Source organism: Streptomyces sp. NPDC127595, from assembly GCF_042671685.1.
Classification (GTDB): domain Bacteria; phylum Actinomycetota; class Actinomycetes; order Streptomycetales; family Streptomycetaceae; genus Streptomyces.
Genome location: NZ_JBHXWK010000010.1, coordinates 1 through 15,725, shown reverse-complemented (window position 1 = coordinate 15,725; position 15,725 = coordinate 1). Strand labels below are relative to the sequence as shown.

Genomic DNA, 15,725 nt, shown 5'->3' with positions numbered 1-15,725 from the left:
CTGCTCACTGTTGGACTCGCCTTCTCCGTACGGCCCACACGGCGCCGCATCCGACGATCAGCGCGGCGACGGACGCGCCGAGCGGTGCGAGGACACCGGAGCCGGTGGAGGCGAGGGCGCCGGTGACTGTGGTGGACGTACCGCCGCTGGGGCGGACTGCCGGGGTGGACTCCGACGGTGAGGGGGAAGCTTCCGGGCTCGGACTCGCTGTCCCTGATGGCGATGCAGAGGCCGATGCACTGGCCGTCGGCGTCGCCGTGGCCTCGTCCCCCGCCCCGGGTTCGACCGTCGACGGGTCGACGTCGTCGCCGACCACCCACGCGATGGTCTCCGTGTCGCTGACCTTCGTCCCGTCGGCGAGGGTCGCGCTCACGGTGAACTTGGTGCGGTAGACGCCCTCTTGGGTGAAGGCCCAGTACGAGTGGGAGTGTGCGTCGACGCTGTGCTGGAAGCTGTCGGGCAGGCCGTCTCCGCTGTTGATCCAGAGGTCCCAGCCGCTGAGCGAGCCGCTCGAGAAGACGGCCATGGTGCCCGGGCCCTGCAAGGAGTCCACCTGGTAGGTGACCTTGCCGTCGAGCGCGGACGGTTCCCACTCCTCGGTGCTCCAGCCGGGCCAGAGGATGCCCGAGACCTGGGCGAGCGGCAGCCACCAGACCGGGTCGCCCTCGGCGCCGAGGAAGGCAGTGTCGCTCGTGATCTTCTTCTTCGCGGCCGGGACGACATGCAGCACGACCTCGTCGGGCTCGTACCACTCGTAGTCGTACGCCGTGCCCTCCTTGATCTGGAACTCCAGGCCGCCGCCCACGGGCCGGGCGGCGAGGTCCAGGTGTCCGTCGTCGATGACGTGGGCGCGGGGGGCGACTGTTTCCGTTGGGGGCGGGCTGCTCGTCGGTGGCGGCGTCGGTGGCGTCGGCGTCGATCCGTCGCCCGGCAGTACGGCCGTCGGGTCCACGTTCCCGACCGCGACCGCGAGGGTCTCGGTGTCGCTGGAGACGGTGCCGTCGGCGAGGGTCGTGCTCGCCGTGAGGGTGAGCCGGTAGATGCCTTCGGCGCCGAACCCCCAGGTGGGGACGGCGTGTTCGGTGTCCTCGCCGAGTGTGTAGGAGGTGTTCGCGGCGGGGTCGGAGGCGAGGTGGACGTCCGGCGGGATGTCGTTGTAGGAGTCGTCCTCCAGCCAGTCGTAGAGGGCGAAGCCGCCCGGGCCCTCGAAGCCGGTGAGCGTCACCTCGGTGTCGGCCCCGGCCTCCGTGCCGTTCCAGCCGGGTTCGAGGGCGAAGATCTGGTCCGCCTCCCAGCCGTTGAGGTACCAGGCGTCCATCAGGCTGCCCAACGGCCCCTGGAGCGGGCCCTCGACGAACGACTTCGCCTCGGGCACGACGTGCCAGACGACCTCGGAGGGCTCGCGGACCACCGCGGTTTCCGTTGTCCGGTCGTCGAGTTGGAGCTGGAGTTCGCCGTCGACCAGCCGGGGCGTGAGGTCGACCGCTCCCTCGTCGAGTACGACGGCGCCGGACGCGGCCCGGGCGGGCGGGGTGCCGCCCGCCACGATCCCGAGCGCGCCGGTGAGTACCGCCGCCGCGGCGATCACCGCGGCGGCGTAGGTGTGTCTTGTACTCATCGGTCCGGATCAGCCCGACACGACGAAGGTGAGGGTCTCCTGCTCGGAGGTGACCGTGCCGCCGCCGACCGTGCCGCTCACGGTGAAGGTGACCTGGTAGGTGCCCGCCTCCTCGAAGGCCCAGTTGGGGTGGTTGTGGGCGCCGACGGTGAACGACTCGGAGCTGTTGGCGGTGCTGCCGCTGTCGAAGTAGCGGTTCACCGAGCCCGAGGCGTCGCTGTAGACGCTGAAGTCCTCGGTGCTCGCGCCGTTCCGGGTCGCGCTCACCAGGGTGTAGGTGACGGTGTTACCGGTGAAGGTGCCGGTGGTGAGGTGCTCGGTGGAGACGCCGGCGAAGAGCACACCGGCCGCGGTGGCCTCGGCCTCCGTGTCGGGCAGCAGCCACACCTGGCCGCCGGTGCCGAGGAAGGCGTAGCCCGGGTTGGTGACCTTGGCGGCCGCCGGGACGGCCAGGGTCACATCGGCCGGCTCGTACTCGGTGTCGGTCACCTCGTCGTGCACGTGCAGGTGCAGGGCGCTGCCGTCCCACTCCGTGTCGAGTACGTCGACATGCCCGGACGACAGCGTTGTCGCGGCGAAGGCGGACGTGTTGAGGCCGGCCGCGGCGAGAGCGGCGGCGGCGATGCCGGAAACGGTCAGCAGGCGCTTGCGGGTACGCAAAAGAGACCCCCCTGAGTCATGTACATGCCCTCCATGGGCATGTAAAGACGATAATCATTTTCAGTAAAGAAACGCAAGGGGGTCTTGTGATGGGGGTGCCGAGGTTCGCGTGTGTCGGCTGTCCTGCGCGGCTACGCGGGCGGTTAGCGCCGCAGCGACTGCCCGAAGCCCGCCGCGAGCGGCATCCGCAGTCCCAGTGGCGGTGGTGCGGCGAAGGCGTCCTCGACCGGGCGGGAGAAGGAGCGGCCGAACAGCGCGCCCAGGACGAAGTCCTCGGCCAGGGCCATGACTTCGGTCCGGTGCTGTTGGAGCGCGTGCCCGTCGGAGTGGACCTCGAAGCGGCAGATGTCGCGGTTGGCCTTCTTCGCGCGGGCCGCGAGACGGAAGGACAACTCCGGGTCGGTGCGCTCGTCGTTCGTGCCGTGCACGATCAGTACGCGCCGGCCGGCAAGCTGCTTCACCGGTTCGGGTGGGGCCGCCACATCCTCCTCGGGCAGCCAAGGGGCAAGCGCGAGCACGGAGTTGACGGCGGTGTGACCGCCCGCGCGAAGCGCCGCCCGGCCGCCCATGTCGACGCCTACAAGGCACACCGGCACGTCTCCGTACCGGCGTACGACCTCGTCGGCGGCCCAGGACGCGTCGGCCGCCAATTCCGCCTCGCTGCCGTTCCAGCCCCGGACCCGGTAGTGCACGACATGCGTGGCCAGGCCCTCCGTGCGTCCCGCGCGGGTCAGGCGGCGCCCGAGTGTGTGGACGGAGGCGGTCGCCAGCATCGAGGACGGTCTGCGGGCGGAGGTCTCCTCGCCGCCCGGGAGCAGCAGGACGACCCCGCTGACCGCCGTCGGTTCCGAGCCGAGCGCCCTGCCCAGCCGGGCTCTGCGAACCGGCGTCGCTTGGTGTGCCATGACAGAACAGTCTCAGAAGCGGCGGTGTACGCCACCCGTCCGCGGGGTCACCGTTACGTATCGACGGATCTGCCCGGCGGGAGATCTACGCGCGTAGGGGCTAGAGTGCGGTAATGACGAGCCAGATCCGGAACACCCCGAGCTCGGAGCAGATCCGCCGGGCGCCCAAGGTCCTGCTGCACGATCATCTCGACGGGGGCCTGCGCCCCGGGACGATCGTCGAACTCGCCCGCGACACGGGCTATTCCGGCCTCCCCGAGACCGATCCCGACAAGCTCGGCACCTGGTTCCGCGAGGCCGCCGACTCCGGTTCCCTGGAGCGGTATCTGGAGACCTTCGCCCACACCTGCGCCGTCATGCAGACCCGTGAAGCGCTCGTCCGGGTCGCGGCCGAGTGCGCCGAGGACCTCGCCGAGGACGGCGTCGTGTACGCCGAGGTGCGTTACGCGCCCGAGCAGCACCTGGAGGGCGGGCTCAGCCTCGAAGAGGTCGTCGAGGCGGTCAACGAGGGCTTCCGGGAAGGTGAGCGGCTGGCCCGCGAGAACGGCCACCGGATCCGCGTCGGCGCCCTGCTCACGGCGATGCGGCACGCAGCCCGCGCCCTGGAGATCGCCGAACTCGCCAACCGGTACCGGGATCTGGGTGTCGTCGGCTTCGACATTGCCGGCGCCGAGGCCGGGTTCCCGCCCACCCGGCACCTCGACGCCTTCGAGTACCTCAAGCGCGAGAACAACCACTTCACCATCCACGCCGGCGAGGCCTTCGGGCTCCCCTCGATCTGGCAGGCGCTGCAGTGGTGCGGCGCCGACCGGCTCGGGCACGGCGTGCGGATCATCGACGACATCAAGGTCCACGAGGACGGCTCCGTGCAGCTCGGACGGCTCGCCTCGTACGTACGCGACAAGCGCATCCCCCTGGAGCTGTGCCCCAGCTCCAACCTCCAGACCGGTGCCGCCGACTCGTACGCCGCCCATCCGATCGGGCTGCTGCGGCGGCTGCATTTCCGCGCCACGGTGAATACCGATAATCGGCTCATGTCCGGTACCAGCATGAGTCGGGAATTCGAGCAACTTGTCGAGGCGTTCGGTTATTCGCTCGATGACATGCAGTGGTTCTCCGTCAATGCTATGAAGTCAGCATTCATTCCTTTCGATGAACGACTGGCCATGATCAATGACGTGATCAAGCCCGGTTATGCCGAGCTGAAGTCCGCCTGGCTGTTCCAGCAGACCGCTTCCACCAGCGGTTCTGTGGAGGGTGAGGGCTGATTGGACGGGGCGGGAAGCGGCCGCGTCTTCACTTTTTCTCCATGACTCGGCCGCTTTTCGATGTTTGCGGAAGGCTGCTGGAGGTGTTTACGGTCTTGGACCGCTCACATCCCCGTTTCACGGATCCAAGGACGCATTCAAAATGAAGCAGTCTGCTGCCAAGACCCTCGGTGTCGCCGCTCTCGGTGCCGCCTTCGCCGCCGCGGGCGCGGGTGCCGCGAATGCCGCGCCCGCCGTGCCGGACCTCTCCTCGGCGCTGGACACCGTCACCTCGACGCTGCCCGCGGAGAACGTGGCCAAGGCGCTCCCCGGTGCTGGCGAGGCGATCGCCCAGGGGCAGAGCGCGCTCGGCGCGGGTGTGGCCGCCGCGCAGCCGGCCGCCGCGCGCGTCCTCGCCGACGGTCCGACCGCGCCGGTGGCCGGGCTGCTCGGCGGTCTCCCGGTGGCGCAGGGCCTGCCCACCCACGGGCTGCCGGTGAACGGGCTGCCGCTCGGCTGAGGCTGCCTTGCACACGCAACGCCGGTGGGGCGCACCCTGATTGGGTGCGCCCCACCGGCGTTTTCGTGGCGCGGCGGCTGTCCTACCAGGAGGTGGCGCGGGCCTTGTCCTCCGAGGGGAACAGGAACCACAGCGCGATGTAGAGCAGGAACTGCGGGCCCGGAAGCAGGCACGACAGGACGAAGATCACGCGCATCGTGGTCGCGGAGGTGCCGAAGCGCTTTGCCAGCGCTGCGCACACTCCGCCGATCATGCGGCCGTTGGTCGGGCGGACAATGGCGCTCATCGGGGCTCCTTCGCGAACCGTGGGTCGGGCGACTTTTTCGCCCTCCTGGCTGTGTCTCCGTCACTCGGTGACTTCAGCGACTCTGTGCCTTCAAAGCTACGGAGACGAAGCGCGCGAAGCGTCGCTCTACGGTGCGATCCCGACCCTGGGAATCGTCGGGGTCCGCCCCTGAGCCATGTCCTCCCGGCGGAGTGCCGCGCGGCGCTGCCTCTCCGCCCGGCGGCGTAGTCCGGACCGGCCGGCGGGCACGATGGCGAGGTGCGCGAGGGCGACGCCGACCGTGTTCAGGAGCAGGGAGTCGACGTCCACCACCTGGCCGGGGACGCCGGTCTGAAGGAGTTCGATGCCCAGCGAGAGCAGGGCGCCGGCGGCGACCGTACGGACGAGGGAGCCGAGCGGGGAGACGGTGAGCTTGCCGCCCGCCGTCGGGAGCAGGACGCCCAGCGGGGCCAGCAGGATCAGGCCCTCGCCGATGCGGCGGGCGGCTTCCCGGGGGCCCAGTGCGAGATCCGCCCTGATACCGGCGAAGGGCCGCAGGTTCGCGGCGCTCACCCAGGGGACGTCGAGGGGGCGCAGGGTGATCCAGGCGACGAGGGCGAGGTGCGCGAGGAGGAGGACACCTCCTGCCACACGGATGCGGATCGCGGCACTGTCGCCGCCTGAGCCTTCACGCTGCACGTTGGCCAAGACGCGGGGTTCGGCGCGATCGGTTCCGGGTTGGTGGGGAGGTTGGGGCGAGGCGTACGCCACATGTGTGGCTGGGGTGGTTTATTCGCCCCCTCCGCCCCTACCCGTCCCTTGTTTCTGGGGGCTGCCGCCCCCAGACCCCCGCTGCCGGCCTGGACGGCCTCGTCCTCAAACGCCGGACGGGCTGAGAACGCCGCCCCCGTGGGTGGGTGGGGGATCGGGACGGCATCGCCTCGTCCTCCGGCGCCGGATGGGCTGAATGATCCCCGGCGCCGGATGGGGTGAAAGATCTCTTGCGCCGGACAGGCTGAAAGCACTCCGGCGCCGGATGGGCTGAAGACCTCAGTCGCCGACTCTTGTCGACGGTGGTGACTCCGTGCCCGGGCTGGTGCGGACCTCGGTGGTGCATTCGTAGCGGTTGAGGGGGGTGGCGTCCGGGCCGCCGAGGATGACCGTGCCGTCGTCCTGGGCTGCGGCGGAGTTGGCGAAGGTGCAGACGATCTGGGCGAGGGCGAAGCGGGTGATCTCGTCCGGTGGGGTGCTCAGGCGGAGGGTGTCCTCGGGGTCCTTGTTCTGGGGACCGCTCACCGTCATGCCGCCGCGTACGTCCGTGGCGTAGCCGGCCTGCAGCTCGGCCGTGGACGGGGTCTCGGCGAGTTCGTCGAGCAGCCCCTGGGCGACCAGCACGCGCCGCGCCCCCTCAGCCGTACCGGCAGGGATGCTGACGGACCGGTCGACCGCGACGAGTTGCGCGGAGCAGAGCAGGAAGACCTGGACCGGGACGCCCCCGGAGGTCTGCGTGGAGATGTCGCCCGACACGGCACACGGGGCCCGTGAGGGCGCGGGGCCGAAGTCCGTGGGGACCTGGGTGGAACGGATACCGCAGCCCGTGAGCAGCGCGGCCAGCAGGCCGAGGATCACCCAGGGGCGGAGGGAGCGGCCTCGCGGGGTCGTCGTCCGGCGCTTGCTTGCGTTGAGCGGCGTGGTCGGGAGGCCGAGGACTGCCCAGGGGCGGACTGACCGGCGTCGTACGGTCGTCGTCCGGCGCTTGCTTGCGTTGAGCGGTGCGGGTGGGAGGCCGAGGATCGCCCAGGGGCGGAGGGAGCGGCGGCGTGCGGTTGTCATCCGGTGGTCGCCTCCGTGCCGGTCCCGGGCTCTTCCTCGTCGCGTGGGTCGTCGGCGAGGAGTACCGGCGCGTCCTGCGGGAGGCGGAGGGTGAAGACCGCGCCGCCCTTGGGTGAGTTCGCCGCGGTGATCTCGCCGCCGTGGATGTGCGCGTTCTCCAGGGCGATGGACAGGCCGAGGCCGCTGCCCTCCGAGCGGGGGCGGGACGCGCTCGCCTTGTAGAAGCGGTCGAAGACGTGCGGGAGTACGTCCTCGGGGATGCCCGGACCGTGGTCCTGGACCTCGATCAGCAGGGCGTCGGCCTCCTTGCGCACCGAGACCCGTACCGGCGAGCCGCCGTGCTTGAGGGCGTTGCCGATCAGGTTCGCCAGGATCACGTCCAGGCGGCGCGGGTCCAGGCGCACCATGACGCCCCGCTCGGCGTCCAGATCCACCGCGTCCAGCCAGGCGCGCGCGTCGATGCACGCGGTGATCTGGTCGGCGATGTCCACGTCGTCCAGGACCAGCCGGGCGGTGCCCGCGTCGAAGCGGGTGACCTCCATCAGGTTCTCGACGAGGTCGTTCAGCCGGCGGGTCTCGCTGACGACGAGCCGTACGGCCGGTTCGATCATCGGGTCGACGCTGCCGGTCTCCGCGTCGAGTTCCTCTTCCAGGATCTCCGTCACGGCGGTGATCGCGGTGAGCGGCGTACGGAGTTCGTGGGACATGTCCGCCACGAAACGGCGGGAGGCCTCGTCGCGGGCGCTCATGTCGGCGACGCGTTTCTCCAGGGCCTCTGCCGTGTGGTTGAACGTGCGGGAGAGATCGGCGAGTTCGTCCGTGCCGGAGACCCGCAGGCGGGTGTCGAGCTTGCCCTCGCCCAGGCGGCGGGCCGCGATGCCCAGGCGGTGCACCGGCTTGAGGACCGTCGTCGCGGCGGCCTGGGCCAGCAGCGCCGAGCCGATCAGGGCCAGCCCGGTCGCGATACCCAGCGACCAGGCAAGGGAGTTGAGATCCTTCGCCTCGGGTTCGAGGGACTTGAGCATGTAGCCGGTCGTGGTGCCGCCGATCACCTTCGCCCCGCCCACGAGATACGGCTCGCCGTCCTCGGAGATGCGCTGCCAGTACAGGTGGTAGGCCGACTTGTTGTTCGAGGAAAGCGGCTGCTCCTTGTTCACCGCCTTCTGGAGGGACTTGGGTACGTCCTCCAGGGTGAAGGTGTCCAGATCGGAGTTACCGGTGATCTGCTTGCCGTCCGTGGCCTCGGCGACCAGGAGCACGCTGAAGCGCTGGCTGCTGGCCGACATCTGCCGTGCCGTGCGCTGGAGTTCGGCCTGCGCGGGGTTCACCGGCAGTGTGCTCGCGCGGTTGTTCATCTCCTGCTGGAAGTCGCGCAGTACCGCGTCCTGCGTACGCGTCAGCACGGCCTCGCGGTTGAGCCAGTACGCGATGCCCGACGCCGACACGGCGGCCGTGAGCGCGACGAGTCCGAACACCACGACCAGCCGCAGCCGCAGACTGGTGAAGCGCAGGCCGGACAGGATCGCCTTGCGCGCCGCGGCCCAGCCGCGGAGCTTGTCCTGCGGTTTGGTCACTGAGGATTGTCCAGCCGGTAGCCGACTCCCCGGACGGTACGGATGAGTGTGGGGGAGGAGGGCACGTCCTCGACCTTGGCGCGCAGGCGTTGCACGCACGCGTCGACGAGACGCGAGTCGCCGAGGTAGTCGTGCTCCCACACCAGGCGCAGCAACTGCTGGCGGGACAGCGCCTGTCCGGGCCTGCGGCTCAGCTCCAGGAGCAGCCGCAGCTCGGTGGGCGTCAGCTGCAGATCCTCGCCGTTCTTGGTGACCGTCATGGCGGCACGGTCGATGACGAGGGAGCCGAAGGACGCCGAGTCGTTCGCCTCGCGCTCACCGCGCCGCAGGACGGCACGGATCCGGGCGTCGAGCACCCGGCCCTGCACGGGTTTGACGACATAGTCGTCGGCGCCGGACTCCAGGCCCACCACGACGTCGATGTCGTCGCTGCGCGCGGTCAGCAGGATGATCGGGAGCTGGTCGGTACGCCGGATACGCCGGCACACCTCGAATCCGTCGATGCCCGGGAGCATCACGTCCAGCACGATCAGGTCCGGCCGTTGCTCACGCAGCAGCTTCAGACCGTCCTCGCCGGTGGCAGCGGTGGCCACACGGTGCCCCTGGCGCGTCAGCGACAGCTCCAGGGCCGTGCGAATGGCGTCGTCGTCTTCGATCAGCAGCAGGGAAGGCACGGACGTCATTCTGGCCCATCGAACGGTCGTGTATCGACCGTTGGAGCGCTCCCATCCATCTCCCGCACCCAGGGAGTCCTCAAGCAGGCCGCAGATCGGTCATCTGAGTAGCGCTACCGCTCTTCTCTGTGATCGTGCTGTGCCCCCGCCGTGACGCGCCTGCGGGCGACCCCTGTGACAGGTCTGTGACAGTCGGCGGACACCGTCATGAAGTGGCCCGGGCAAGCTTTTCCACATCAGCAAGACAGCAGGACAGCACGACGAACGAACCGAAGAACCGGGACTCCACGACGGGGGGCGCGAGATGAACACGCTGCACAGCACCAGCACTGGCGCAGTTGTCACGCGTCTGCACGACGTCACAGTCACCCGGAACACGGAGAAGTCCGGTGCCGTGAGCGGGCGGGGGTGCGTTCGCGGCGCCGGGCGTCAGCACACCGGGACGTACATGACGGTGGTTGACGCGGGGGGACAGGCTCACGGGGGAGCCGCGTACGGGGAGGTCACGGGGGAGCGGCGCTCGGTGTCGGAGGCGGAGTTCACCGCCTACGTCCAGGAGCGCCGCGCCTCCCTCTACGCAACCGCCTATCACCTGACCGGTGACCGCTTCGAGGCCGAGGACCTGCTGCAGAGCGCGCTGTTCTCGACGTACCGGGCATGGGACCGGATCAGTGACAAGGCCGCGGTCGGGGGCTACCTCCGCCGCACCATGACCAATCTGCACATCAGCGCGTGGCGCCGCCGCAAGCTGAACGAGTACCCGACCGAGGAACTGCCGGAGACCGCCGGTGACACGGACGCGATGCGCGGCACCGAGCTGCGCGCCGTGCTGTGGCAGGCGCTCGCCCGGCTGCCCGAACTCCAGCGCACCATGCTGGTCCTTCGTTACTACGAGGGCCGTACGGACCCGGAGATCGCGGAGATCCTCGACATCAGTGTCGGCACGGTGAAGTCGAGCATCTGGCGGTCGCTCCGCCGGATGCGTGAGGACGAGGTCCTCAGCTTCGGACGTGACGAGGAGGAGTCCTTCGGGGAGCTTGTCGCCTGAAGGTCTGGGGGGAAGCAAGGAAAAGGAAGGTAAGAGGGGGTAGTACGGGGGAGCGGTTCCGGGGGGAACCAAATGGGGGCGGGGAACCACGAGGTCGGGGGACCACGTGGTAGCACGGGGGAAACGAGAAAGGTCCAGGCGGACTGGGGGGTCCGCCTGGGCCTCTTTTCGTGTGTCCTCTGCTTCTGTGCGGCCTACGCCGTCGCCGGGCGCGGGCTCGTGCAACGGCCGGCGGCCGCCGCGGTCAGCCGGCCCAGGGCCTCGCCCTTGTCGCAGGGGTGCGCGCCCAGGGCGGTCTGGCGGGCCACGATCGAGCGCTCGGCGCGCATCAGGCGCCAGCCGCGGCGCAGCAGGAAGGGGACCGACTTGCGGCCCTCCCGCAGATCCCGCAGGAAGCGGCGCCGGAACGTCGTCACCGGGCCGCGGGACAGACACAGCGCGTCGGCCAGCACACCCAGCTCCTGGCAGCGCCCGACGATCTCGGCGGCGAAGACGCCCTCCGCGATGAACAGCGGAGTCCGCTCGATGTGCAGGGTCTCCGTGCCGGTACGGGCGCTCAGCGAGATGTCGTACACGGGGATGGTCGTACGACCCGTGCGGCACAGCTCCTCGATCGCGGTGACCGCGGCGCTCGCGTCCCACGACTGCGGGTGGTCCCAGTCGATGTCCGCGCTGCCCTCGACCTGGGGCAGCGTCGGATCCGTGCCCTCCTTGTAGAAGTCGTCGAGGCGGAGCACAGGGAGGCCGGAGGCGGCCGCGAGAAGGGACTTTCCAGAGCCGGAGGGGCCGCTGAGCAGCACCACGCGGGTGGGTATCGGGGGATGGGAACCCAATTCTCCGTACCTTCTGTGACTCGACCTGGCCTCGCTGCCTGCGGGCAACGTCCTGGACATTATCCCTGCCCAGGGATCCCCGCTCCGGCCGGTGCGACGAGGCTTCTGTCACGAGCGAACGAGCGAACGAGCGAACGGGCAGACGGGCAGACGGATAGACGGACGTGGGGGACAGGCGGACGCGGGGGGCAGGTTGCCGGTGGCAAATTGCCGGACGTGCGTGGTGGATTGGCGCTGATATGCCTGTTGGGCCGCACAGGCGAATCCTTTGCTCCAACCGCCCGTGGGAGCGGTCGGGTCAACTACTCTGCGTGCGAGTACAGTTGCTCTCCGCTCCCGAAGAGGAAACCTGATGGTGCGACACGCAGCCCAGCAGACCAATCTGGCCCGCACGACCGCGCGTATCGCGACCGCGGTCGGCGTGGTCGCTGCCGGTGCGGCCGGCGCCGCCCCGGCCGTCGCGAACACGGACCCCGTCGTGGACGTCGTGCGCACCCGGCCCACCTCGCTCGGCAGGATCGACCCGCAGGCGGGTCTGGGCGCCCTGACCGGCACGGTCGGGTACGTCACAGGGCCGGTCGCGGGGCTCAAGCCCAACCCCCTCGCCGGCACCGGGGTCGACCCTCTCGACAACGGGGTAGCCACACAGCTGGCCGACTTCAAGCCGCTGTCGTCGCAGGCTCTGACGGGGCCGCTGGCGCAGGCGCCGTCGGTGGGCAGCATCCCGGTGATCGGGCAGGTGGCAGGGCTGTTGCGCTGAGCGTGCGGCGTCGGGCACGCAAGAGAGCCGCGCTTCCCCTGGACGGAGGGGAGGCGCGGCTCTCTCGTGAGCGGGACCCCGGGGACACGGATCGGGGTCCCGAGTCGGCGGAGGGCGCCGAGATTCTCGTACGCCCTCGCTTCTAGTACGACGATCCGGAGGCGCCCAGTGCGCCCGTCGGGTGCCAGACCGTCTTGGTTTCCAGGAAGGCGGTGAGGCGCTCGATGCCGGGTGTCTCGGAGTAATCCACAGCCTGTGGACGGAGAACTCGCTTCAGGTTGTCCGCGGCCGCGATCTCCAGCTCCTTCGCCAGTACGTCGTCGGCGCCGGCGAGATCGATCGCGTTGACGTCCTGGTGCGCGGCCAGGGGTGTTGCGAGCTCGGCGGTCCTGCCCGAGAGGACGTTGACGACTCCGCCGGGCAGGTCGGAGGTGGCCAGGACCTCACCCAGGGACAGCGCCGGGAGCGGGGACTTCTCGCTCGCGATCACGATCACCGTGTTGCCGGTCGCGATCACCGGGGCGATCACCGAGACCAGGCCCAGGAACGAGGACTTTTGGGGCGCCAGGACGGTGACCACGCCCGTCGGCTCCGGGGTGGAGAGGTTGAAGTACGGGCCCGCGACCGGGTTGGCGCCGCCGACCACCTGGGCGATCTTGTCGGTCCAGCCCGCGTACCAGACCCAGCGGTCGATGGCCGCGTCCACGACGGTCGCGGCCTTGGACTTCGACAGCCCTTCCGCGTCCGCGACCTCGCGTACGAACTGGTCCTTGCGGCCCTCCAGCATCTCCGCGACGCGGTAGAGGATCTGGCCGCGGTTGTACGCCGTGGCCCCGGACCAGCCGCCGAACGCCTTGCGGGCGGCGACCACCGCGTCCCTCGCGTCCTTGCGGGAGGAGAGTGGGGCGTTGGCCAGCCAACTGCCCTTGGAGTCGGTCACCTCGTACACCCGGCCGCTCTCGCTGCGGGGGAACTTGCCCCCGACGTACAGCTTGTAGGTCTTGAAGACGCTCAGACGGGTCTGTTCCGAGGTCTCGGGCTTCCCGGATTTCTGTTCCGAGGTCTCGGACTTCCCGGCTTTCTCGTGCTTCTCGGGCTTCGTGGTCTTCTCGGGCTTGTCAGACATCGAGGTACGCCTCCAGGCCGTGGCGACCGCCCTCGCGGCCGAAGCCCGACTCCTTGTAGCCGCCGAACGGCGAGGTGGGGTCGAACTTGTTGAACGTGTTGGACCAGATGACGCCCGCGCGGAGCTTGCCCGCGACCGCGAGGATCCGGGAGCCCTTCTCCGTCCAGATGCCGGCGGAGAGGCCGTACTGCGAGTTGTTGGCCTTGGCCACCGCCTCGTCCGGGGTGCGGAAGCTGAGGACGGACAGGACCGGGCCGAAGATCTCGTCGCGGGCGATGGTGTGCGCCTGGGTGACGTTCGTGAAGAGCGTCGGGGCGAACCAGTAGCCGGAGGAGGGGAGTTCGCAGGGCGCGGACCAGCGCTCGGCGCCCTCCGCCTCGCCCTGTTCGACGAGCGTGGTGATGCGGGACAGCTGCTCGGCGGAGTTGATCGCACCGATGTCCGTGTTCTTGTCGAGGGGGTCGCCGAGGCGGAGCGTCGAGAGGCGGCGCTTGAGGGAGTCCAGCAACTCGTCCTCGACCGACTCCTGTACGAGGAGACGGCTGCCCGCGCAGCAGACCTGGCCCTGGTTGAAGAAGATGCCGGTGACGATGCCCTCGACGGCCTGGTCGATGGGGGCGTCGTCGAAGACGATGTTCGCGCCCTTGCCGCCGAGTTCGAGGGTGACCTTCTTGCTCGTGCCGGCCACCTGGCGGGCGATCGCCTTGCCGACGGCGGTGGAGCCCGTGAACGCCACCTTGTTCACGTCGGGGTGCGCGACGAGTGCGGCGCCCGTGTCGCCGTACCCGGGAAGGATGTTGACGACACCCCTGGGCAGGCCCGCCTGGCGGCAGATGTCCGCGAAGAACAGGGCGGACAGGGGGGTCGTCTCGGCGGGCTTGAGGACCACGGTGTTGCCCGTCGCCAGCGCCGGGGCGATCTTCCATGCCAGCATCAGGAGGGGGAAGTTCCAGGGGATGACCTGGCCCGCGACGCCAAGGGGGCGGGGGTTCGCACCGAAGCCCGCGTGGTCGAGCTTGTCCGCCCAGCCCGCGTAGTAGAAGAAGTGCGCGGCTACGAGGGGGAGGTCGGCGTCCCTTGTCTCCTTGATCGGCTTGCCGTTGTCGAGGGTCTCGAGGACGGCCAGCTCGCGGGAGCGCTCCTGGATGATCCGGGCGATGCGGAACAGGTACTTGGCGCGCTCGGAGCCGGGCAGTGCCGACCACTTCTCGAACGCCTTGCGGGCCGCCTGGACGGCGCGGTCGACGTCCGCCTCGCCCGCCTGGGCGATCTCGGCGAGGACCTCTTCAGTGGACGGGCTGACCGTCTTGAAGACCCTGCCGTCGGCGGCTTCGGTGAACTCGCCGTCGATGAACAGGCCGTAGGACGGGGCGATGTCCACGACGGAGCGGGACTCGGGCGCCGGTGCGTACTCGAATACGGGTGAGGGTGAGGATGAGGTTGCGGGTGCTTGTGCGGATGCCATGGTGATCAGTCCACCGTCACGTAGTCGGGGCCGGAGTAGCGGCCGGTGGCCAGCTTCTGACGCTGCATCAGCAGGTCGTTCAGGAGCGAGGACGCGCCGAAGCGGAACCAGTGGTTGTCCAGCCAGTCCTCGCCCGCGGTCTCGTTGACCAGGACGAGGAACTTGATCGCGTCCTTGGTCGTACGGATGCCGCCGGCCGGCTTCACGCCGATCTGCACGCCGGTCTGGGCGCGGAAGTCGCGTACGGCTTCCAGCATGAGCAGCGTGTTCGCGGGCGTGGCGTTGACCGCGACCTTGCCCGTGGACGTCTTGATGAAGTCCGCGCCGGCGAGCATGCCGAGCCAGCTCGCGCGGCGGATGTTGTCGTACGTCGACAGCTCGCCGGTCTCGAAGATGACCTTGAGGCGGGCGCTGGTCCCGCAGGTCTCCTTCACGGCGGTGATCTCGTCGTACACCTTCAGATACCTGCCCGCGAGGAACGCCCCGCGGTCGATGACCATGTCGATCTCGTCGGCGCCCGCGGCGATGGCGTCCCGTACGTCGGCCAGCTTGACGTCGAGGGCGGCGCGGCCTGCGGGGAAGGCGGTGGCGACGGAGGCGACCTTCACGCCGGAGCCGGCGACGGCGTCCTTGGCGGTGGCCACCATGTCCGGATAGACGCAGACGGCGGCCGTGGCGGGGGTCGTACGGTCGGTCGGGTCCGGGCGGACCGCCTTGGCGCCGAGCGCCCGGACCTTGCCCGGGGTGTCCGCTCCTTCCAGCGTCGTCAGGTCGACCATCGAGATGGCGAGGTCGATGGCGTACGCCTTGGCCGTGGTCTTGATCGAACGGGTGCCGAGCGAGGCGGCGCGCGCCTCCAGGCCGACCGCGTCTACGCCGGGGAGCCCGTGGAGGAAGCGGCGCAGCGTGCTGTCGGACGCGGTTACGTCGCCGAGTGCGTGTGCAGCAGCGGGTGCAGTGGTGGGCATGGTCACTAGCCGAGCATATCTACGCGCGTAGCGGCTGTACAGCCCCGAGGGTTCGTCTGGTGGCGGGTGGCGGGTGGCGGGTGGCGGGCGCGGGGGCCGGGTGCGCCCGGTGGGTGGGTCGGGGCCGGGGGCCGGTACATCCGCCCGTCGCCGCCGGATCCGACGTCGGGCAGTGGGGGTGGGGTGACGGTTCGCGGGCCTGAGCGAGCGGCAAATGTTGTGACCGCCA

The 15,725-nt window shown here is 69.9% G+C and carries 16 protein-coding genes; 4 read left to right on the top strand and 12 right to left on the bottom strand.

Annotated elements, in window-relative coordinates; translation table 11 throughout:
- Positions 1-4: 4 nt before the first annotated feature.
- From ACFVKT_RS28580 to ACFVKT_RS28570, 3 genes are all read right to left on the bottom strand, one after another.
- Entirely contained in the window at positions 5-1,618 is a 1,614-nt protein-coding gene (locus tag ACFVKT_RS28580) for a choice-of-anchor M domain-containing protein (RefSeq protein ID WP_385736668.1), read from the bottom strand.
- Positions 1,619-1,627: 9 nt separating this feature from the next.
- Positions 1,628-2,278, bottom strand: a complete 651-nt coding sequence (locus ACFVKT_RS28575; RefSeq protein WP_385736666.1) for a choice-of-anchor M domain-containing protein — start codon at positions 2,276-2,278, stop codon at positions 1,628-1,630.
- Between the two features lie 143 nt (positions 2,279-2,421).
- Positions 2,422-3,183 carry an alpha/beta hydrolase gene (locus tag ACFVKT_RS28570; RefSeq protein ID WP_385736663.1) on the bottom strand — a complete coding sequence of 254 codons (762 nt, stop codon included), beginning with the start codon at positions 3,181-3,183 and terminating at the stop codon, positions 2,422-2,424.
- A 113-nt stretch (positions 3,184-3,296) separates the two neighbouring features.
- On the opposite strand from ACFVKT_RS28570, the gene ACFVKT_RS28565 reads away from it, so the two are divergent.
- Both ACFVKT_RS28565 and ACFVKT_RS28560 read left to right on the top strand, forming a co-directional pair.
- Positions 3,297-4,451: an adenosine deaminase gene (locus ACFVKT_RS28565; RefSeq protein WP_385736661.1), complete on the top strand. Its 1,155-nt coding sequence runs from the start codon at positions 3,297-3,299 to the stop codon at positions 4,449-4,451.
- A gap of 142 nt (positions 4,452-4,593) precedes the next feature.
- Positions 4,594-4,950 carry an ATP-binding protein gene (locus ACFVKT_RS28560; protein ID WP_385736658.1) on the top strand — a complete coding sequence of 119 codons (357 nt, stop codon included), beginning with the start codon at positions 4,594-4,596 and terminating at the stop codon, positions 4,948-4,950.
- Positions 4,951-5,032: 82 nt separating this feature from the next.
- Here the strand turns inward: ACFVKT_RS28560 and ACFVKT_RS28555 are convergent, their stop codons facing one another.
- The 5 genes from ACFVKT_RS28555 to afsQ1 all read right to left on the bottom strand — a co-directional run bounded on the left by ACFVKT_RS28555 (position 5,033) and on the right by afsQ1 (position 9,296).
- The gene (locus ACFVKT_RS28555; protein ID WP_385736655.1) at positions 5,033-5,236 is read right to left on the bottom strand and encodes a PspC domain-containing protein; all 204 of its coding nucleotides are present in this window, start codon (positions 5,234-5,236) and stop codon (positions 5,033-5,035) included.
- A gap of 126 nt (positions 5,237-5,362) precedes the next feature.
- A complete protein-coding gene (locus ACFVKT_RS28550) occupies positions 5,363-5,914 on the bottom strand; it encodes a VanZ family protein (RefSeq protein WP_385737319.1) in 552 nt (183 codons plus the stop codon).
- A 351-nt stretch (positions 5,915-6,265) separates the two neighbouring features.
- Positions 6,266-7,048: a hypothetical protein gene (locus ACFVKT_RS28545; protein WP_385736653.1), complete on the bottom strand. Its 783-nt coding sequence runs from the start codon at positions 7,046-7,048 to the stop codon at positions 6,266-6,268.
- A complete protein-coding gene (locus ACFVKT_RS28540; RefSeq protein WP_385736650.1) occupies positions 7,045-8,622 on the bottom strand; it encodes an ATP-binding protein in 1,578 nt (525 codons plus the stop codon). Before ACFVKT_RS28540 ends, ACFVKT_RS28545 begins: the two co-directional genes overlap by 4 nt.
- Positions 8,619-9,296, bottom strand: a complete 678-nt coding sequence (gene afsQ1 / locus ACFVKT_RS28535) for a two-component system response regulator AfsQ1 (RefSeq protein ID WP_037625670.1) — start codon at positions 9,294-9,296, stop codon at positions 8,619-8,621. The genes ACFVKT_RS28540 and afsQ1 overlap by 4 nt, the downstream gene beginning before the upstream one ends.
- Positions 9,297-9,600: 304 nt before the next feature.
- Here afsQ1 and ACFVKT_RS28530 point away from each other — a divergent pair, with 304 nt between their 5' ends.
- The gene (locus tag ACFVKT_RS28530) at positions 9,601-10,344 is read left to right on the top strand and encodes a SigE family RNA polymerase sigma factor (protein ID WP_385736647.1); all 744 of its coding nucleotides are present in this window, start codon (positions 9,601-9,603) and stop codon (positions 10,342-10,344) included.
- Positions 10,345-10,538: 194 nt separating this feature from the next.
- Here the strand turns inward: ACFVKT_RS28530 and ACFVKT_RS28525 are convergent, their stop codons facing one another.
- Complete coding sequence (locus ACFVKT_RS28525; protein ID WP_385736644.1) at positions 10,539-11,177, bottom strand: uridine kinase; 639 nt, start codon at positions 11,175-11,177, stop codon at positions 10,539-10,541.
- A gap of 352 nt (positions 11,178-11,529) precedes the next feature.
- Between ACFVKT_RS28525 and ACFVKT_RS28520 the strand changes: the two genes are divergently transcribed.
- On the top strand, positions 11,530-11,937 hold the full coding sequence (locus tag ACFVKT_RS28520; protein WP_385736641.1) for a hypothetical protein: 408 nt from the start codon (positions 11,530-11,532) through the stop codon (positions 11,935-11,937).
- A gap of 142 nt (positions 11,938-12,079) precedes the next feature.
- Here the strand turns inward: ACFVKT_RS28520 and ACFVKT_RS28515 are convergent, their stop codons facing one another.
- From ACFVKT_RS28515 to deoC, 3 genes are read right to left on the bottom strand one after another with little or no spacing between them, the layout of a single operon-like run.
- Entirely contained in the window at positions 12,080-13,063 is a 984-nt protein-coding gene (locus ACFVKT_RS28515) for an aldehyde dehydrogenase family protein (RefSeq protein ID WP_385736639.1), read from the bottom strand.
- Positions 13,056-14,528 carry an aldehyde dehydrogenase family protein gene (locus ACFVKT_RS28510; RefSeq protein ID WP_385736636.1) on the bottom strand — a complete coding sequence of 491 codons (1,473 nt, stop codon included), beginning with the start codon at positions 14,526-14,528 and terminating at the stop codon, positions 13,056-13,058. Before ACFVKT_RS28510 ends, ACFVKT_RS28515 begins: the two co-directional genes overlap by 8 nt.
- A gap of 5 nt (positions 14,529-14,533) precedes the next feature.
- Positions 14,534-15,496, bottom strand: coding sequence for a deoxyribose-phosphate aldolase (gene deoC, locus ACFVKT_RS28505; RefSeq protein WP_385736634.1), 963 nt, complete (start codon positions 15,494-15,496; stop codon positions 14,534-14,536).
- Positions 15,497-15,725 lie beyond the last annotated feature (229 nt).